Origin of the sequence: Leucobacter sp. cx-42 (assembly GCF_014529985.1) — a bacterium.
GTDB lineage: Bacteria > Actinomycetota > Actinomycetes > Actinomycetales > Microbacteriaceae > Leucobacter.
This window is the reverse complement of record NZ_JACVMU010000006.1, coordinates 299,500-318,306: the sequence shown is the minus strand read 5'-3', so window position 1 is coordinate 318,306 and position 18,807 is coordinate 299,500. Positions and strand designations below refer to the sequence as shown.

Annotated in this window: 18 protein-coding genes and 1 tRNA gene; 9 read left to right on the top strand and 10 right to left on the bottom strand. The window is 61.5% G+C overall.

The genetic code is table 11. From position 1 onward, the window contains the following. Window positions 1-58: 58 nt before the first annotated feature. Entirely contained in the window at window positions 59-1,477 is a 1,419-nt protein-coding gene (der, locus tag ICM05_RS07475; RefSeq protein ID WP_251364577.1) for a ribosome biogenesis GTPase Der, read from the top strand. Window positions 1,478-1,588: 111 nt separating this feature from the next. Here der and ICM05_RS07470 read toward each other — a convergent pair whose 3' ends face one another. The 3 genes from ICM05_RS07470 to ICM05_RS07460 form a co-directional block, all read right to left on the bottom strand. Beyond that, window positions 1,589-2,911: an NAD(P)/FAD-dependent oxidoreductase gene (locus ICM05_RS07470; protein ID WP_188023945.1), complete on the bottom strand. Its 1,323-nt coding sequence runs from the start codon at window positions 2,909-2,911 to the stop codon at window positions 1,589-1,591. Window positions 2,912-2,979: 68 nt separating this feature from the next. Next, window positions 2,980-4,500 (bottom strand): APC family permease, encoded by a 1,521-nt coding sequence (locus ICM05_RS07465; protein WP_188023944.1) that lies wholly within the window; start codon window positions 4,498-4,500, stop codon window positions 2,980-2,982. 126 nt (window positions 4,501-4,626) lie between these two features. After that, window positions 4,627-4,998 (bottom strand): DUF4190 domain-containing protein, encoded by a 372-nt coding sequence (locus ICM05_RS07460; protein ID WP_188023943.1) that lies wholly within the window; start codon window positions 4,996-4,998, stop codon window positions 4,627-4,629. Window positions 4,999-5,195: 197 nt separating this feature from the next. Here ICM05_RS07460 and rraA point away from each other — a divergent pair, with 197 nt between their 5' ends. The 5 genes from rraA to ICM05_RS07435 all read left to right on the top strand — a co-directional run bounded on the left by rraA (window position 5,196) and on the right by ICM05_RS07435 (window position 10,538). After that, a complete protein-coding gene (gene rraA / locus ICM05_RS07455; RefSeq protein WP_188023942.1) occupies window positions 5,196-5,666 on the top strand; it encodes a ribonuclease E activity regulator RraA in 471 nt (156 codons plus the stop codon). Window positions 5,667-5,791: 125 nt separating this feature from the next. Further along, window positions 5,792-6,847 carry a hypothetical protein gene (locus ICM05_RS07450; protein WP_188023941.1) on the top strand — a complete coding sequence of 352 codons (1,056 nt, stop codon included), beginning with the start codon at window positions 5,792-5,794 and terminating at the stop codon, window positions 6,845-6,847. A gap of 3 nt (window positions 6,848-6,850) precedes the next feature. Next, the gene (locus tag ICM05_RS07445) at window positions 6,851-8,389 is read left to right on the top strand and encodes a hypothetical protein (protein WP_251364550.1); all 1,539 of its coding nucleotides are present in this window, start codon (window positions 6,851-6,853) and stop codon (window positions 8,387-8,389) included. Beyond that, window positions 8,386-9,264: an ATP-binding cassette domain-containing protein gene (locus tag ICM05_RS07440; protein WP_188023940.1), complete on the top strand. Its 879-nt coding sequence runs from the start codon at window positions 8,386-8,388 to the stop codon at window positions 9,262-9,264. Before ICM05_RS07445 ends, ICM05_RS07440 begins: the two co-directional genes overlap by 4 nt. An 11-nt stretch (window positions 9,265-9,275) precedes the next feature. Next, window positions 9,276-10,538 (top strand): ABC transporter permease, encoded by a 1,263-nt coding sequence (locus ICM05_RS07435; protein ID WP_188023939.1) that lies wholly within the window; start codon window positions 9,276-9,278, stop codon window positions 10,536-10,538. A gap of 49 nt (window positions 10,539-10,587) precedes the next feature. Here ICM05_RS07435 and ICM05_RS07430 read toward each other — a convergent pair whose 3' ends face one another. Beyond that, the gene (locus ICM05_RS07430; RefSeq protein ID WP_188023938.1) at window positions 10,588-11,490 is read right to left on the bottom strand and encodes an NUDIX domain-containing protein; all 903 of its coding nucleotides are present in this window, start codon (window positions 11,488-11,490) and stop codon (window positions 10,588-10,590) included. Between the two features lie 87 nt (window positions 11,491-11,577). On the opposite strand from ICM05_RS07430, the gene ICM05_RS07425 reads away from it, so the two are divergent. Both ICM05_RS07425 and ICM05_RS07420 read left to right on the top strand, forming a co-directional pair. Then, window positions 11,578-12,015, top strand: a complete 438-nt coding sequence (locus ICM05_RS07425) for a pyridoxamine 5'-phosphate oxidase family protein (RefSeq protein ID WP_188023937.1) — start codon at window positions 11,578-11,580, stop codon at window positions 12,013-12,015. A 146-nt stretch (window positions 12,016-12,161) separates the two neighbouring features. Further along, window positions 12,162-12,235: transfer RNA gene (locus ICM05_RS07420), tRNA-Pro, on the top strand. Window positions 12,236-12,421: 186 nt separating this feature from the next. Here the strand turns inward: ICM05_RS07420 and ICM05_RS07415 are convergent. The 6 genes from ICM05_RS07415 to ICM05_RS07390 all read right to left on the bottom strand — a co-directional run bounded on the left by ICM05_RS07415 (window position 12,422) and on the right by ICM05_RS07390 (window position 17,745). Beyond that, entirely contained in the window at window positions 12,422-14,164 is a 1,743-nt protein-coding gene (locus ICM05_RS07415) for a copper resistance protein CopC (RefSeq protein ID WP_188023936.1), read from the bottom strand. A 2-nt stretch (window positions 14,165-14,166) separates the two neighbouring features. After that, a complete protein-coding gene (locus tag ICM05_RS07410; protein ID WP_188023935.1) occupies window positions 14,167-14,889 on the bottom strand; it encodes a YcnI family protein in 723 nt (240 codons plus the stop codon). Window positions 14,890-15,217: 328 nt separating this feature from the next. Further along, a complete protein-coding gene (locus ICM05_RS07405; RefSeq protein ID WP_188023934.1) occupies window positions 15,218-15,877 on the bottom strand; it encodes a hypothetical protein in 660 nt (219 codons plus the stop codon). A gap of 92 nt (window positions 15,878-15,969) precedes the next feature. Further along, window positions 15,970-16,536: a dihydrofolate reductase family protein gene (locus tag ICM05_RS07400; protein ID WP_188023933.1), complete on the bottom strand. Its 567-nt coding sequence runs from the start codon at window positions 16,534-16,536 to the stop codon at window positions 15,970-15,972. Next, window positions 16,533-17,084, bottom strand: a complete 552-nt coding sequence (locus tag ICM05_RS07395; protein ID WP_188023932.1) for a TetR/AcrR family transcriptional regulator — start codon at window positions 17,082-17,084, stop codon at window positions 16,533-16,535. Before ICM05_RS07395 ends, ICM05_RS07400 begins: the two co-directional genes overlap by 4 nt. A gap of 22 nt (window positions 17,085-17,106) precedes the next feature. Then, a complete protein-coding gene (locus ICM05_RS07390) occupies window positions 17,107-17,745 on the bottom strand; it encodes an HAD family phosphatase (RefSeq protein WP_188023931.1) in 639 nt (212 codons plus the stop codon). A gap of 107 nt (window positions 17,746-17,852) precedes the next feature. Between ICM05_RS07390 and ICM05_RS07385 the strand changes: the two genes are divergently transcribed. Next, a complete protein-coding gene (locus ICM05_RS07385) occupies window positions 17,853-18,620 on the top strand; it encodes an aminoglycoside 3'-phosphotransferase (protein WP_188023930.1) in 768 nt (255 codons plus the stop codon). Window positions 18,621-18,807: the final 187 nt, after the last annotated feature.

Genomic DNA, 18,807 nt, shown 5'->3' with positions numbered 1-18,807 from the left:
GGTCATCGTTGGTGAAGGCTTCGACTCGGAGCTGACCGACGAGGAGCGCCTGCGCAGCATGCGTTCGACCCTCGACACGTTTGACCTCGACGACGACGACAAGGAGGTGCTCTTCGGTGAGGACGGCGAGTTCCTCGGCTTCCAGGAAAAGCTTGCTGAGGCACTTCCCGTTGTCGCGATCGTTGGCCGCCCGAACGTGGGCAAGTCGGCACTGGTGAACCGTATTCTCGGCCGTCGTGAGGCAGTTGTTGAAGACATCCCCGGTGTGACCCGTGACCGCGTCACCTACACCGCTGAGTGGTCAGGCAAGCGCTTCTCGCTCGTCGACACCGGTGGCTGGGAGCCCGACGCAAAGGGCATCGACGCTTCGGTCGCAATGCAGGCTGAGATCGCTATCGAGCTCTGCGACGTTGTGCTCTTCGTCGTTGACTCGCGCGTTGGCCCGACCTCGACCGATGAGCACGTTGTGCAGCTCCTTCGCCGCACCAACAAGCCCGTCTTCCTCGTCGCAAACAAGGTCGACGACGCGGTGCTCGAGCCCGAAGCTGCTCAGCTCTGGTCGCTCGGCCTTGGCGAGCCCCGTGCCGTCTCGGCACTGCACGGCCGCGGCGCAGCTGACCTGCTCGACGACGTTGTGAAGGCGCTCCCTGAGGAGTCGGCTGTCGCAACCCCGAAGCTCGCAGGCCCCCGCCGCGTTGCGCTGCTCGGCCGTCCGAACGTTGGCAAGTCGAGCCTCCTCAACAAGGCTGCGGGCGAAGAGCGCGTTGTCGTCAACGAGCTCGCTGGTACGACTCGCGACCCCGTCGATGAGCAGGTTGAGATCGCAGGCCGCGTCTGGACCTTCGTCGATACCGCAGGTATCCGTCGCCGCGTGCGCCAGCAGAAGGGCGCTGACTTCTACGCGACCCTCCGCACCCAGGCTGCGCTCGAGAAGGCAGAGGTTGCCGTCGTTCTGATCGACGTCACCACTGAGATCTCCGACCAGGACCTCCGCATCATCGACCTCGTTCTCGAGTCGGGCCGTGCGCTCGTACTCGCGTTCAACAAGTGGGATCTGCTTGATGACGAGCGTCGTCGCTACCTCGAGCGTGAGATCGAGGCTGACCTCGCTCACGTCGATTGGGCACCCCGAGTCAACATCTCGGCACGTACCGGCCGTCACCTCGAGAAGCTCGTACCCGCGCTCGAAACCGCGCTGGACTCGTGGGATTCACGTATCCCCACCGCAAAGTTCAACGCGTTCGTCGCAGAGCTTACCCAGGAGAACCCGCACCCCGTGCGCGGTGGCAAGCAGCCCCGTATTCTCTTCGGCACCCAGGTGCAGAACCGTCCGCCCACGTTCGTGCTCTTCACGACCGGCTTCCTGGACCCCGGCTACCGCCGCTTCATCCAGCGCCGTCTGCGCGAGACCTTCAACTTCGAGGGCAGCCCGATCGTGCTGAACATGCGTATTCGTGAGAAGCGTCCCCGTCCGTAAGTGACGCGGCCGCGCCTCGTGCGCACATGAACAGAGCGGGTGCCTCAGCGATCAAGCTGAGGCACCCGCTCTGTGTTGTTTGTGGGCGCGTGCCCAGCGACGGGTATCCCGCTAGCTCCACAGCTCAGAGAACGCCACTTCACGGTCGAGGATGCGCTCCGCCGCGCGATGCCCCGACATGAGCGCAGCGGTCACGGTCGCTGGGTCATCAGTCCAGGTGGCCTCGCCGGCGAGGTGCAGCACATCGCCGACTGGCGTTGCAAGCAGATCGTGTTCTTCCGGGCGTGCACCTGGCGTCATGTATGCGTACGAGCCACGAGCCCACCGGTCGTCCTGCCAGCGGGTAACGTTTACCTGCGTTGGCTCGGCAACACGATCACCGTAGAGCGCGCGCAGCTCGGCCAACACGGCCTCGGCGATCCGCTCATCTGACCACTCCCGCGTCTCCTGCGCGCACGGCCCAGCCGCGAACGTCAGGAGCGTCGGTTCGCCCGCCACCGCGGTGAGGTCGTACCACGAGTGCCACCAGTGGCTCTCTGGGCCTTGGCGTCGAATCGCATAAACATCGTCATCCCAAAACTTCTCGGTGAACCTGATGAACACTTTCTCAAACGCGTTCATGCGCAGACCGGCGAGCGCACGGGCATTGGTTTCCGGGAGGGGCGGATCGATCACAAACTCCGCAGACTGCAGCACGCCAACAGGCACGGTGATGATCACGCGGTCAGCGGTGAAGATGCCGCGGTTGCTCGTGACCTCGACGCCCGATCCGCCCCATCGCACCGCGGTGACCTCGTGCTCAAGTCGGATATCGAGGCCCCGCGCCAGATGGGTCGCGAGCGCGTCATAGCCCTCAGGGAATACGACCTCGTCACCGTCGATCGCATCATCGTCGAGACCGTGCGCGTCGAGGTCATCGATCCACGCCCCGTACTGTTCTTCTGAACGGTGACGGAAGTACTCGCGCGCCCGTTCGGTGCGCTCGGCGTCCCAGCCGAGGCTCGTAAGCGTGCGTTCGACGACATCTCCGTACGATTCACCGGGCTGCGAAGCAGCGATCGTGTGCACGAGCTGCGCATCAACCGTGTGGAGATCGTCAGTGAACTGCTTTGCCGCTGCGGCGGGTAGCCGCTCATTGTCGGGGCCGTAGTAGGCCAGGGGGCGGCTGTCTGGTTGGTATCCGCCGACGGTGAACTCCGCCATAGGCATTCCACAGGCCCGCGCGGCCTCGTAGACGGGGCTGTCGACGATACCATGAATCCACGAAGCGCCGAGATCGGTCACCTTGCCGGCAGTGCGCTCCGAGTGCACGCGGCCGCCGATACGATCGCGCGCCTCAAGCACCGTGACGCTGCGGCCAGCACGCGTGAGCAGGGACGCTGCGGTGAGGCCGGATACTCCGGCACCAATGATGAGGGTATCAACGTGTGTCATACGACGCTCCAATGCGGGAAATGACAAGAATCTGTAGGCAAGGACAGTGCAGGGACAGCGGAAGCGGCCTACTCGTCGGGGACGAGCACGGGGGTATCGCGGTTGAGGCTCTCGCCACGGAAGAACGGGCGTGAATTCGGGCGCATTGCCCACAGTCCCATGAGCACGAAGCCCAGTCCGATTGCGCCAACACCGATGACAAAGGCGCCGCCAATGCCGAACAGGACGGTGTTGCCGTAGTCGGTCGCCCACATGTCAATTGCCGACTGGATGAAGGCATAGGTGAGCATGAGGCCGCCGAGCAACGGCAGGATGCCGCGCATCCACAGGTTCCGAGCGTTGTCGCGCAGGGTGTCACGGAAGTACCAGACACAGGAGAACGAGGTCAGCGCGTAGTACAGCGCGACGGCGAGACCCATCGACGTGAGTGAGTCGGCGAGCATATCTGTCGAGACGAGCGACATGACCACGTAGTAGAGGATCGAGGCGATACCCATGACGAGCGTGGAGAACCACGGCGTCTTGAACTTCGGGTGCACAGACGCGAACTTTGCGGGGAGCGCACGATAGACCGCCATGGAAAGCGTGCCGCGTGCGGTGGGCAGGATGGTGGTCTGGGTCGAGGATGCTGCCGAGACCATCACCGCGAGAATCAGGAACCAGCCCCACGGGCCAAAGAGAACGTCGCGGAGCACGATGAACACGTCGTCGAGGTTCTCTGCGTTGGTGAGGCCGAAGCCGGTGTCCCCAAAGCCGGCGAACATCATGACCGCGATGGAGACGCCTACGTACACAACAATGAGCACGACAATGCTCGAGAGCGCGGCACGGCCGGGGGTCTTACGCGGGTTCTTCGTCTCTTCGTTGAGCGCGAGGCAGGTGTCCCAGCCCCAGTAGATGAAGAGCGCGAGCAGGACGGCCTGCATGAATCCGCTCCAGCTGCCGAGCTCTGCGGGGTTAAACCAGCTCCAGCTGAACGCAATCGAATCAGGGTTGCTGCCGTCGAGCGCATGCACGAGTGCGAGCACTCCAAAGAGGAGGAGTGCGCCCATCTGAATGACCATGAGCACCATCTGCATGCGGTCGCCGATCTGCACGCCCAGCATGCTGATTCCCGACATAAGCGCGATGAAGACGACCGAGGTAATGACAACAATGGTCTGGTCATTTGCGTATTCCTCGTTCCCGAGGAGGTACCAGAAGTAACGGCCGGTGATCTCGCCGACGTTGGCCATCACCATGACGCCCGCAACCGCGACGGCCCAGCCGCCAATCCAACCGGTGACCGGACCGAAAGCTTTAGTGCCCCATACGAAGGTGGTGCCGCAGTCAGGCGCGACACGGTTCAGCTCTTGATAAGCGAACGCGGCAAACACCATCGGAATGCACGCAACGACGAACACGAGCGGAGCCTGTGCGCCAACCGCGACAATGACGTAGCCGAGCGTCGCAGCGAGCGAGTACAGCGGGGCTGTCGATGAAAGGCCAATGATGGTTGACCCAACGACACCCAGGGTGCCTTGGCTTAATCCCTTGCCAGTGTGAATGTGGCCAGTGTCGGTTGCATTATCAAGTGTGTATTTAGACACGTAGGGTTTCCTCGTCATCGTGGAAATTAAGACGTGTTCATCCTAGGGGTGTAAGTAGACACACACGAAACGGGGCGCGGATCGGGGGTGGTGATCCGCGCCCCGTTAGCGGGGGAGCTTGGCGCGTTAGACGATGGTGCCCGCGACCAAGCCGAAGACCAGCAGGCCGATGCCGAAGACGAGCATGATCGCAACGAGCGAGAGGATCGCGGCGTTCATCCAGACGCCCCAGAGCGCGAGCGTGCGTTCCTTGGTGTCGCGGCGAAGGGCCAGCACACCGAGGATGAGGCCGACGATCGGAGCGACGATGGTCCAACCGGAGACGATCGATGCGATGCCGACGACGAAGCTTGCGATTGCGAATGCGCTGCCGTCGTTTTCCTTCTTCGCCGCGAACTGATCTGCCGTGGGTGCGGCGGGTGTATCGGTGCGCGTAGCGGTGGTGTCCAGGCCGGTATCAATGTTGGTTGCCTGGGTGAGGTGCATGGTGTCCTGCATGATGTTGCCTTTCTCGGACGGTGGCTTGTGTGCCTGATAACTACAAAATTACGGGGCATAGCGCCGCCTGCCATCCTGCTGAAGTATCGCCGTTCTCATACCTGGGTACCTTCACGCGGGGGTCGCGCGATACCGGGGTCGGGGGTAGCGTGGAATGGTGCGCGTTCGCAGACGCACGCGCCGGAAGGAGGGGTCTCGTGGACCTCATCAGCACAGCAGATCTCTATGACGAACATGGCGACGCGCTGCAGTCCCTTGCAGTGCAATTTCAAGATCTTGGGGGCATGACATGCTTCGACGGCCCGGTTCGCACGGTCCGCTGTTTCCAAGACAACGCGCTGCTGAAGAGCGTACTGTCATCGCCCGGTGACGGGGCCGTGTTGGTCATTGACGGGGGCGGATCGCTGGAGACCGCACTCGTCGGCGACATGATTGCAGGGCTCGCAGTCGACAATGGCTGGGCAGGCATCATCGTGAACGGCGCGATTCGTGATCGAGTGGCCATCGGCACGCTTCCGCTGGGTGTGAAGGCACTCGGATCGAACCCAGCAAAATCGACAAAGACGGGCGCCGGAGTACTCGACGTTGAACTCATCATCGGGGGAGTGAAATTCCGCCCGGGTGCCCACGTGTGGTGCGATGCAGATGGGGTGCTCGTCGAACTGTGATCAGTTCCAGTCGTTCGGTGACGATTTGGTATCGGCGGTGCCTTCCCTCAGGCTTCGCTGGATAGGCTTTCTGCTTAACCAGCCCGTCAGATACCGCCGGCGACGCTCGAAAATTGAGGACCAGCATGAATCCCCAGACCAGCCGTACACGTTCGATTCTTGGAATGCGCATTGGTGCACCTGCCCTCGCGCTCGCCGCAGCAATGCTGCTGAGCGGCTGTTCTGGCGACGGCGGTAAGCAGGCCGCCGAGGTCGAAGAGACTCCGCTGCAGAAGTACTTCGCTGCCCTGTCGGGTGAGGAGGAGTACACGCAGGAGATGTTGGACGCCGAGATGGCGAAGACTGAAGAGCTCGTTGCGCAGTGCATGACGAAGGAAGGCTTCGAATACATCCCCAACTCGTCTGGTGGCGGCGTAGTGATCTCGAACACGACCGAGGACGAGGGCGATAGCGGTCCAGAGTGGGGCAGCATCGAATTCGCCGAACAGTACGGGTACGGCATCATTGACTGGCCAGGCATGGATGAGGCTGATGCTGAGGAGCCAGACGACGGCACTGATTACACAGACCCCAACGAGGAGTACATCAACTCCTTGAGTGAGTCTGAGCAGCAGGCGTTCTACGACACTCTTTACGGGCAGGGTCCTGACGAGAGCGAGATGAACGAGGACGGCTCGTACGAGTACAACTGGGAGACCGCTGGCTGCCAGGGCTGGGCGGAAAACCAGGTGCGTGAAGATTCAGGCGGAATCATGGCTGCATTTGAGGACCCTGAGTTCGCTGATCTGTTTGAGGGCATGAACAACCTGTCCATGCAGTTCTACGATGCAGAGCAGGCGAGCCCCGAGATGCAGGCAATCAATACTTCGTGGAATGCATGCATGACGAAGTCTGGCATCAGCGAGTTTGATAACCCCAACCAGCCGTACGATACGCTCATCGAGGAGTACAACGAGCTCATGCCTGAGGACGGCGACATGTCAAAGGCAGATAAGAGCGCTGTTGACGCGTTTAAGTCACGCGAGATCGAGACCGCAGTGGCTGATGCGACCTGCAAGAAGAACATCAAGTATGACGAGCAGGTACTCAAGCTCTCGAACGCCGCAGAGCAAGAGTTCGTTGATGAGAATAAAGCGCAGCTTGATGCGCTCGTCGCCAAGTACGGTGCGAAGAAGAACTAACGAATGCGGGACCGAAAGCGCCGTCACGAACAAGCGGCGTTGAACGAAGAAGTGTTGACCGAAGAGAGCTCATCGACCGAGGAATTCTCGACCGATGACCCCACAATCAGCGCAGAGCTGACCGGCGAAGCGTCGATCGAGAAGCCCGAAAAATCGGGTGAGCGCACAGGCTGGACCGGGCGACGGCTCGTCGCACTGATCGCTGGCGTCGCCGTGGCATCGTTGCTCGTTGGTATCGGCGTGATGCAGTTCATCGTGTCGCCTGCCGAGCTTGCCGCTCGTACCGAGGCTCCGGAGCCAGGGCCAATCACGGCTCCCGTTGAAGAACGGCGCATCGAAAACACCATCATCACGCGTGGCGAGGTCACCTACGCTGACGCGGTTGAGGTGAGCATTGACGCAGGCGCAGCAGCAGAGCGGCCGGTGGTGACGGGCCATGTGCCTGAGGCTGGCACGATTTTCAACGCTGGCAATATTGCGCTCGAGGTTGCGGGTCGTCCCGTCATCGTGTTGCCCGGTGATCTGCCTGCGTACCGCACATTGAGTATTGGCATGCGGGGGCCCGACGTCGTACAGCTTAAGGCGGCCTTGAACGCAATGGGGTACGCCGCAGGCGACTCCGGAGATGACACTTTCACCTGGGACACCGCAACCGCGGTTGGCGCGCTCTACGAACAGATTGGCTACTCGGCAGCAAACGGCGGCGACGAAGCACAAGAGGCACTGCAGAATGCCGAACGCGGCGTGCGCGACGCAAACATCGCCGTGTCGCAGGCCCAGGCAGCGCTGAACCAAGCACGAGCCGCGGGCAGTAAGAACACCGCAGGTGAAGAAGCCACTCTGACCGCAGCAAACGATCAGCTCTCGGATGCGCAAGATGCGCTCGGCCTTGCGCAGGAGCGTGTGCTCCCGACGCTGCCTTCGTCAGAGGTACTGTTCCTGAACAATCTTCCGCGACGCGTTGACGATGTCTCCGTCAAACGTGGAGACGTATTGCAGGGTTCTCCGATGTACGTTTCTGGCGCTGAGCTCACGATTGTGGGAACCGTCTCCAAACAAGATGCAGAACTGCTCGTTGCGGGTGCCGAGGCGACATTCCCCGCCCCAGACGGTACCGAACTGAAGGCCAAGGTTGCCAAAGTCGAAGCGCCAAAGGCTGGCGCAAAGCCAGAGGGCGGCGAGAACAATGGCAATACGGGTGGCGATAGTGCAGGTACCGGCTCGAGCTCGCGTTACACCGTGAGTTTTACGCCTGGTGATCTGACGAAAGACCAGATTGAAGCGTTGCGCGGCACAAACGTACGTGTCCGTGTGCCGGTCGCCAGCACCGACGGTGATGTGCTTGCCGTGCCGATCGCTGCGCTTTCTGCGGGTTCAGGCGGACAGGACCGCGTTGAACTGTTGATCGATCTGAAGAGCGGTCCCGATGCGGTCACCGAACTCATTGACGTCACAGCCGGGCTCGCAGCAGACGGCTACGTGGAGATCGAAAGCGACGACCCCCGCTTCACCGCAGGCGCCAAGGTTGTGGTCGGTCGGTGAGCGAGGTCGACGGACTCCTCGAGGAAGCGCGTGAGGCGGCTGCGAACCGCAAATCGCTGTCGAAGCGTGCCCTCGCCCGAGAGTACCGACAAGGCGACCGCGAAACCGTACGCGAAGCCAAACGGCGAGCGAAGCTGCACGGAGCTGCAGCGCTCAACACCTTGGGAGAATCTCACGTTGGCGTCGGCAACCCGCACTACGCAGGGCCGCTTATCTCCCTCACAGATGTCACCAGGTTTTTCCCTGGCCCGCCGCCAGTGAATGCGCTGCGCGGTGTTGACCTCACGGTTGACCGCGGGGAGTATCTCGCGATCATCGGCCCGTCTGGCTCAGGCAAATCAACGATGCTCAACACCCTCGGCCTGCTCGACCGGCCGAGTACCGGCACGTTCCTGTTCGAGGGCATCGATGCGGGAGAACTCGAAGACAATGCTCGCGCTGCGTTGCGCGCGAGTGCAATCGGCTTCGTGTTTCAGTCGTTCCATCTCATGCCTACGCGGACAGTGCTGGAGAACACGATGCTTGCTGGGACGTACGCTGGCATTCCGCGCGAGGAACGTGAGGAGCTTGCCCGATCCGCGCTCGACCGAGTCGGACTCTCGCACCGAGTCGACTTCTTCCCACGTACCCTCTCCGGTGGTGAACGACAGCGAGTAGCGATCGCCCGCGCCGTCAGTACCTCGCCGCGCCTGCTGCTTGCTGATGAGCCGACCGGTAACCTCGACCGCGAAAACTCGCAGGGCATTATGCGCCTGTTCGAAGAGCTCGGGGAAGACGGTCTCACGATCATCATGATCACCCACGACGCCGAGGTCGCTCAGGCCGCCCGCCGCCGCGTGCGTATGCATGATGGCTCACTCACGGAGGTCGACTGATGGGCCGCCTCATGAACACCATTCGTCAGTGGCGCGGATCCGGCAAACGGTCGCGTGCCGCACTTCCACCCGGCGTCTCAACGAAAGATCTCCTGCGCGAGACCTTCGAGGGAGTTGGGGCGCGACCGTCGCGCCTCATCATTACCCTGGTTGGCACTGTGCTTGGCATCGCCTCGCTCGTCGCAACGATCGGCTTTGCACAGACGGCATCAGGCCAGATCGCGCAACAGTTTGATGCGCTCGCCGCAACACGAGTGACAGTTGAACCGGGCACGGTGAAATCCGCGAAGGGGAAAGAACAAGCGAAAGCTTCCCTTCCGTGGGACGCAGTCGACCGAGTGAGTGATCTCGCTGGCGTCGAGCACGCTTCACTGATTGCCCGCCCGAAGTCGGCTCCGCGCGTCGAAGCAGTGCGGGTGCAAGACCCTTCGGCAGCACAGCAGTCGTCACCGAGCATCGTGGCGGCGTCGCCTGAGCTCCTCGAAACCGTGAACGGTGAGATCGCCACCGGCAGGTTCTTTGATCGCGGTCACGATGAGCGCGGTGATCGCGTTGTCGTACTCGGGAAGAACGCAGCGGCCAAGTTGGGTGTGAACCGCGTGACTGGTCAGCCTGCGGTATTCATCGACGATCGTGCATACACGGTCATTGGCATTCTTGATTCAGTCGGTACCCGAAAGACGTTGCTTGATTCGGTCATCGTGCCCCTGCAAACTGCCCGGGCACAGCTCGACATTGCGGCCGCTGAGAACCTCGACATCCGCATCGCGATTGGTGCAGGGCCAGTGGTGGCCCATCAGGCTCCCATCGCGCTGAATCCCAATGCGCCAGATGGCTACAAGGTGAAAGCGCCGTCGAACTCGAACGAACTCCAAGAAGACGTACAGGCGGACGTGAACGTGCTGTTCCTCGCTATTGGCGTCGTGGCGCTCATTGGTGGCGGCATCGGTATCGCCAATGTGACACTCCTGTCGGTTGCGGAGCGGCGCGGTGAGATCGGTCTACGCAGAGCGCTTGGCGCCCGCACGCGGGACATCGCGGCCCAGTTCATGCTTGAGTCACTCACGACCGGTGTGCTTGGTGGGCTGATGGGCGTTGTGGTCGGCCTGTTTGCCCTCATCGGGGTCTGCATTGCTCAGCAGTGGACGCCAATCATCGCGCTGTGGGCTGCTCCGCTCGGCGTGCTCGTGGGCGCCCTCGTTGGACTCGCGGCTGGCTCGTACCCTGCGCTCAAAGCAGCGCGGATCGAACCAGTCGACGCTCTGCGCGACTAACGCCGTGCGGTGACGAGCGACCGCACGGCGTACGGTGCGCGCCGTGCGGTTACGCCGCCGCGGGTTCTTCCGGCAGCAGCAATAGCAGCTGTGCGCCGCCACGGAAATTGCCAGCGCCGGAGACCGAGCAGCGAACGCGCAGCTCGTCGTCGTTGGTGACGACCGTGATGGTGTTGCCGTTGAGCGCTGCAGCCCTCACCTGGTCGACGATCGTGTCGTCACCGGAGTGGACGGCGTCGACAGCGGTGACATGATCAACTGAAGCCACACCACGAGCGGTGCTTTCAGTGACAAAAATCCATTCGGGGAAGACGAGGTCAAGCCCGGGCGCCTCAGTCGGCGGCAACCCGATGAAGCCGGGGCGGATGCCGCGCGGTGCGGCCTCGTTAATGCGGTCGCGCAGACGCTCTGTCGCGCCTTTGCGGTCCCGCCACCAGGTGCCAGACATGGTCAGCATGACGTTTGCTGCGTCGACAACGACGGTCGGTGTCGCGCGTACCAGCGTGCGCAGCAGTGGCCAGCTCTGTGCAAAGCCGGGGTGAAGCGCGAGTCCATCGACCTCATCAACGTGCACCCACTCGAGTGCGTCGCTTTCAGCGTCGGTGATGACCGGCTCGAAAGGAAACACTGTCTCGGCGATGACGGTGGTGTACGACCACACCTCGCGGTTGAGCACGTGCGTGTAACGTGGCTGCACGGAGTCGTCGGGAATGCCCGCCTCTTCCTGCGATTCACGGATTGCACCTGCGATTGCCGACTCACCCTCGTGGAGTGCGCCACCGGGGATTCCCCAGGTGCCACCGTGATCGCTCCAGCTTGCGCGGTGCTGCATGAGCACCGCATCACGGGCGCGGTCGTAGGTAAGCAACCCGGCAGCGCCGAATTTGCCCCAGTATCGAGTCCCGTCGGGGGCTTCGACCCAGACATCTCCGGTGTTCCGAGTATCGCTCATTTTCCCAGCGTATCGGAGGCCTCTGACATTCGAATGGAGATTACGAATTACCACAATTTCGACCCGAGATACGGCAAGATTGGGGACATGAACACTGAAGTCCCCATCACCGCACTGAGCGAAGACGCTTGCTGGGAACGACTCGCAACGCAGCGTGTCGGTCGTATCGTTACAAACGTCGCGGGCTTGCTCGACATCGTTCCCGTGAACTACGTGGTTGACGAGCGGAGCATTGTGTTTCGCACGGCTGAGGGGACAAAACTTTCTAGCCTCGTCGTGAATCATGAGGTGCTGTTTGAGGTTGACGAGTACAACGACAAGAACGGGTGGAGCGTCGTGATCCGCGGCAACGCACACCGCATCCAGAAGCTCAGCGAGATCGAACGTGCCGAGGAACTGCCGCTGAAGCCCATGGTGGCCACCGTCAAAATGGAGTTCGTGCGCATTGCGGTCGCGTCGCTGACCGGCCGTGACTTCATCTTCGGCGAAGAGCCAGATCGCGACGCCGTCCACCCCGGTTTTTGAGCCGCGAAACGCGCGGCTGTGTTCTTGGCGTTGGTCACAAGATCCGCAGAATCACGCGGGAGTATGGGTGTGAGTCGCGCTCGAATCGGCGAAACGAAGATTCCTCGCTATTATTGAGTGGTTGCTTGGTGAAAGCCAGATAACAACGGGCTGTGGCGCAGTTTGGTAGCGCACTTGACTGGGGGTCAAGGGGTCGCAGGTTCAAATCCTGTCAGCCCGACAGATTGTCCCGGAAACCTGAGGGTTTCCGGGACTTTGTCGTTTGTGGGGCCGCGCTTCGAGCTATCAGCTGTCTGATTAACCAAGGATGCCTATCCCGGTTGAGGGTGGGGATCAATCTACATTGATCCCCACCCTCAACCGCGCGGTCAGTTCAAGGAACGGCTATCGAGAGTGCGCGGCCGGATCAGTTGATGGTGACAGGAATCACCGCGATGGGCTGCGAATAGGCGTCGATCCGCGCAGATATCTGGATCTGCCAGGTACCTGAAACGGGCAACATCAGTTGTGCTTTGTATTCGCCGGTCTCTGGATTGAACTGCGGGCTCGCGCTAAAGGGTCCGAGCTGTTGTTCCGGCAACCGCGCTTCGAGGCTCACCTCATCGCTTGTGACGGGCTCGCCATCATACTCGAGTCGGAACGTGAGAGCGTTCTCACCTCCTGCCGCCGGGATGACAGAACCGTCGACCGTCAATCCCTGAGAGCTTGCATCAAGACGAACTTCCTTGGCGGCGGATCCCGCGATGCTTCCTCCCTGCTCGCGCTCGGGTGCTGAGTTCGGGCTGGTGTTCGTGAGGAACCCGGTGACCGCAATGACTGCAATGAGCAGCACCGCTTCGCCTGTGAGCGTGCGACGCAAGCTGGTCCATTGCTGGCGTTCGCTTGGCTGGCTCGTGATGCGCGGCAGGACGCGGAGCCTGTTCCACGCAGCAAGCACGACCACCACTGCGACGATGCCGAGTTTGATGAGCAGCAGACACCCATACCAGCTGCCGAAGAGTGCGCCCCAAGAACCTACGATGAGGAACGCCATGACGGTGCCGCTGACCGCGAGCACGATCACGCTGATCAGCGCATACTGTGAGAATCTGGCGACTACTTCGAGAAGCGAGTTCGATGGGATCCCTGGCAATCCCTGAGACGATGCTGGGCGTGCTGCGGCGAGCACACAGAGCAGCCCAATAGTGCCGCCGACCCAGAATGCGCCAGTCATCAGGTGTCCGAGGTCGGCAAGGAGCATCGCCCATGTCGGCTGCACCGTTTGCGTATGTCCGATCAACACCGGAGATGCGAGCGCACCTACCGTGCAGAGAACCCCTAAATGCTGCCACAGGCGTGCATTGGCACGAGTCTGTGAGATCAACGCCGCGAGCCCGAATCCGAGCACTAGGCCTGCCGTGACGGGGAGTTGCCAAGAAACTCCTGGCAGCCATGTCTGCGCGGAGAGGAGAACAAGTTCACCGGTCTCGGGGAGATACGTGATGAATTCATTTCCCGTCACTCGTGCCCCTGAAACGGGGATCAGTAGCAGTGAAGCCACGACCGCGGTCCCGTATGAGATGCGACTGAACCTGCGGATACGCGATTCGGCACCGTTGGGAGAGCGGATCACCAAGCGGTTGAAGAACACAAGCCCTGCGAGGGCGAGCAACCCGAGGTACTGGGCGACTGTCAACACGGAGACGATCATTTCAGCAACGACAGGATCAGCAGAGGCCACACTCGAAACGGGGGTTGCGTAATCGCCATCGCCAATTTGGAAGGTGAGTGCACCACCAATGGGGTGACCATCGGCAGATACGACGCGGTAGGCGAGCGTATATGCTCCGTTGCCCAGCTCATCTGGAAGATTGATGATGACCGCGGTGTTGCTGGTGCGGGCGGTGAGGGTCGCCGGAGCACCGTCTCCGGGGAACAATCGCATCGCGTCGTCAACGACCCGAACTGGCTCGTTGAATCGCAACTCGACCGCTTCTGGCGCGATGTCGAGTACTGCGCCGTCCTCTGGTGTGGTTTCCAGTAGCTCGGCGTGTGCGAACGCCGGTGAGCTGCCGACACCGAACGTGAGTTGCAGCCCAACCAGGGTGGCCAGCAGGGCAAGGATACTGACCCACTGCCTGCGCGCGGATCGTTCCCCGGAGACGGTCAATTTCACGCCTGCTTGCGGCCGCGGATGAGGGCGATCACGCCGGCGACGAGTCCGGCCGCGCCGACGATGAGCGAGGTGATCACGAGCGGCGTTTGACTGCCGCTTGCGGCCTCGTCGGCGTTATCTGCAGCAGCTGACCCGGAAGCGTGGCCGCTGTGGCCGTCAGCGCTTGCCGCAACTACCTCGAAACTCGGCGCTGGGAGTTCAAGCTCGTGCGGATCCTGCCCGTCTGCAGGAATCTGCACCCACGCTGATTCTCCTTCTGCACAGGTCTGAACGGTCGGGAAGTACAAGACTTCACCGGCTGCGTCCTCAGGAAGCTGCAACGACAGTTCGAAAACGTCACGCTGATCAGCGGGTAGCGGTGTGGTCGCAGTGTAAACGACCTCCGCGACTCGTTCGGTTACCTCGTTCCCGTGGCTGTCAGTGAGCGGGGTATCCAACGCCTCCATGACTTTCTCTACAGTGTAGAAAGCGTTCCGGGTTGGCGTCACTGCGTTAATGCCAGCAGGAATTTTGAGTGCGACCTTCGTCGTAGGTGAGACGTCGCACCCGTGGGGGACGCTGACAGACACGACCGTGTACGAGCCTGCTTCATTGGTGTCTGTGGTGGCGCCGACGTGGGCGCTAGCTGCTGTCGCGCCGCCAAGCGCAAGCGCGATCGCGCCGAGTGCAGCTGCACCAGTAAGCATGAACGGGCGTCGTGATGATGTGGTGAGATTCATTTTGCGTTCTCGAATATCTTTCGTGTGTTTCGGCGCATCGTATGCACCGAGCAAGGTGTGTGCCGTGCGAGACCCGGCTGAGCGAAATGGGGTCGCCTGCACAGGCGTTGTCAGCTCTTGCGGGCTGGCACGCGTCATACACATGACTGAGGATGTGTGGGTGGGCGGATCGCTGATGGTCTGCTCAAGCTCAAGCTCAGGCTCAAGCTATTGCGACGCTGTGTTGGCGCGCTGAAGCGTCGACAGACACTCCAGCTCCGCAGCTCTCAATTCGCGACAGGCAGACGTAAGCCACTCTCCACGCAAACGATGAATCTGTCGTAGAGAGCTATGAAGCGATCCGGTGCACAGCCGGCGGACCACGACGGCTCAGCGTCGAAGCGTGAATCTGGGACAGCACCGTCCAGCCCTTGGCTTCGGCCGGTTGTACCGGTGCAGGGGCCGGTGCCCAGAGTGCAGGAACCTGAATGGTCGGCGTGAAGCGGTGCCGCACCCAAGCAATGAACTGTTCCGTGACTCGATGCAGATGGTGGATGGCTCGCTCGCCTCGATAGAGGAACGCGATGGTCACAACCGCACCGACAAGGTGTGCGATCCACATTTCAAAGCCACTGTGCATCTGAGTCATTGAGTGCTCAGAAAGCATCGGCATCGGCATCGGCATCGGCATCGGCATCATCCCGTGTGCGTGATGAGGGCTGGGAGGTTCGCTCTGCGAAGCTGCCCCGGAAGCTGGCGTGCCGAGCACGAACAACGAGTGGAACAGTATCTGACTCGTTACTACAGACACAGAGAGGCGTATCAGCGAAAGTTTTCGTCCAGCGAGCAGAACCGACACCATCAGTGAGAGCAGCAGCGGGACTACAATTCCGAGCGGTCCAGGCATCGCGCCGCCACCGAGCACATGCGAGAAAAGTGCCGCAAACGTCGCAATCGCAGCTGCGCTCGATCCGCGCACCAAGTGCGGAAGGCGCGACAACGACTGCATGGGGCGATTATTGCATATCCGGTTGCGCGCAAAATCTGGAAAGCGGAAAGCGGAAAACGCTCGGCAGGCACTCGAGTGTGCCCGCCGAGCGCTCAAGCGTGCGAGGAGCGCAGTACGCGATAGGTGATCCGCACGAGGCCATCCGCTGCAACGTGGGTGCCCCTGACCGCGAGTTCTGCCTGATCGCCGTCGCCAAAGAGTCGTGATCCGCCGCCGATGACCATCGGCAGAATTGAGACGGTGAGTTCGTCGATCAACCCGAGTGCGAGACAGGCCTGCACCGTGCGGCCGCCGTCGATGTACACCTCACGCGCGCCAGCGGCATCGAGTGCTTGGTGCAATTCGGCGAGCGAGCGCACAACGGTCACTCGTTCGTCGGCTGTTGTGAGCGTTGTGCTGAGCACAAACACTCGCAATGTGGCGTATGGCCAGTCGCCGAACGTCAGCACCTTTTCGTAGGTGGTGCGACCGAGCACGAGGGTGTCGATGGTGGGGAAGAATGTCTCCCAAGTGAATGCGGGGTGCGCGCTCTCGACGGTGACATGTTGACCTGCGCCAGGGGCGGATTCGAGAAATGAGAGGTCGCCGTCAGGACCTGCGATGAATCCGTCGAGACTCATGCCAAGAAAGGCACGTCCGTGCCAGGTGCGTGTTGTCATTTTCTGAACAGCTCCAAACAGGTGTCGAGGGTGTGCACTACTGAGGTTGTATCGCCGCTTGCGGTTCTGAGGAGTATGCCGGAGCAAGCGTCGAGCAATAGCTCGGCCGCCGTGGCTGCTGGGATGCGCAGTGGTGGATCCGCGAGTGCGAGCAGCTGGGCCACATATCGCGCTTGACGAGCCTGGCCCTCGCGCAGGGTTGCTGCTGCGGTCGGACGTGAGCTGTCGCGCAGGAGCTCGGTGAGGCTCGCTGTGGCTGCAACCGCCGTGGGTGCTGCAAATGTGTCGAGGAGAAACGTGCGAAGCTCGCTCACCGGGTCTGCACCGGAACGGGGTTGCTCGGGGATGTGTGCGAGCCAGTGGGAGCCGAGCGCATCAAGGATGCCATCGCGTGAGCCAAAACGTTTCATGAGTCCGGCCGGACTCAGGCCTGCGGCCGGTGAGATTTCGGCGAGGCTCCAGGTCGCGGTTGGCCACTCGCGTTCGGCAAGGAAAAGCGCGATGCGCGAGATGATCTCGTCTGTGGAGGATGTTCGTGGTCGCGCCATCACATTAGTGTATGACCGTTTACTAATTCGGCCAAGCGGTCAGATTGCGCGCCGCTGTGTATGCCTCCCACAGGTCATTGCCGCGATACTGCATGCTGCTGCGTGCGCACAGCGCTTCGCTTGCGTTGATCGCGACCGTGCGGGTGAGCGTGGCAAACAGTGGCATGTCTGACAGTGAGTCGCCGTAGGCCATGCAACTCGAACGATCGAAACCATAGTGTGCGAGCAAGTCGTCAGTGATGTGTACCTTCGACTCGGGTACGAGGATACGATCAGGGTTCGGTGCCTGCACCAGGGGGAGCGAGGGGAACACTGAGCCTGCGATGTGGTCGAAGCCGAACCTGGAAAGGCGATCCGCAAAAAATGTCGGAGTCATGGTGATGAGAGCAGATCGTTCGCCACGTGCCGCAATATCGGCGACCACGCGCTCGATTCCCGACATAAACGGGGCAGCGCAGAATGCTGCTTCGACGGTGGCATCATCAAGCCCGCGCCAGAGCGCACCGATTGCCTGTGCGAAGCCTTTCGTGTCGAGCGCACCCGCAGCAAAATCAGCTTCGAGTGCGTGAAGATCACTGAGTGTGCCATTGGTCCGCGCAATCTCGATGCTTGCGGTTGTGCCGCGGAGGAGCGTCCCGTCGAGATCAAATACGTGCAACAAATGGAGCTCCTTCTGCGTGCCTGCGTCCCTGTCATTGCCACGGCAGCATTGGCACGGCTGCGCACCATGCTACTCACTGCATCAGCCGTGACAGATACACTGCGGGGATGCTCGAACTTGCAGGCGCCCCCAAAGGACCCATCGACGTACCTGAAAGTGTGTACGCTGCGCTTGCCGATGAAGGTATTCCCAACCCCGGGCTGACTCCAGTCTGGGAAAACTCGGTGGGTGGTCTCACCTTCGCTGTGCGTCGAGCAACACAGGCGGGGGACGCGGCGCCCGAACTATTTGTGAAGTGGAACCCGTTGAGCTCGGGGGAGTCACTCGCAGCCGAAGCTGATCGGCTGGGGTGGCTCGCTGGCATTCACCCGGTGCCACAGATTGTTGCGCTCGCGGCGACCCACGAGGATGAAGTGTTGATCACGCATGCGCTACCTGGCGTATCGGCGGTTGACCCGCGTTGGCAGGCTGACCCGAACGTGGCGCTTCGTGCGCTCGGCACTGGACTTCGGCAGCTGCATGAGCTGCCAGTGGATGACTGCCCGTTCGACTGGGGCGTTCGGCATCGCATGATTTCAGATGGAATCGCTGATGACGCTGTGCCAGAGGCGCCCTCGATTGATCAGCTGGTGGTGTGCCACGGGGATCCGTGTGCACCAAACACGTTGCTCGATTCGACAGGGGCTTTTCTTGCGCACGTTGATGTTGCTCGCGTCGGGGCTGCGGATCGATGGGCGGACCTCGCTGTCATGACGCTCTCCTTCGAGTGGAACTACACACGCTATGACGAACGGGTGTTCTGGGACGCCTACGGGGTCTCACCTGACGCCGAGCGAATCGCCTACTATCGCGCACTGTGGAACGCCGGTGAGTGAGGACAACGTCAGGGTGGCATAAAGACGGAACACGATGTCCGTACTGCGATACTGGCTCTGCGTACGGTTGGAGGGTATCTATCCACGGCGGTGCTGTAACGACTGAGGCGAATGACTCATGTGCCGTCCCGTGGATTCGCACGCAGCAGCGCATGATGCGCTGCAAGAGTTACGCAGGACTTTTGTT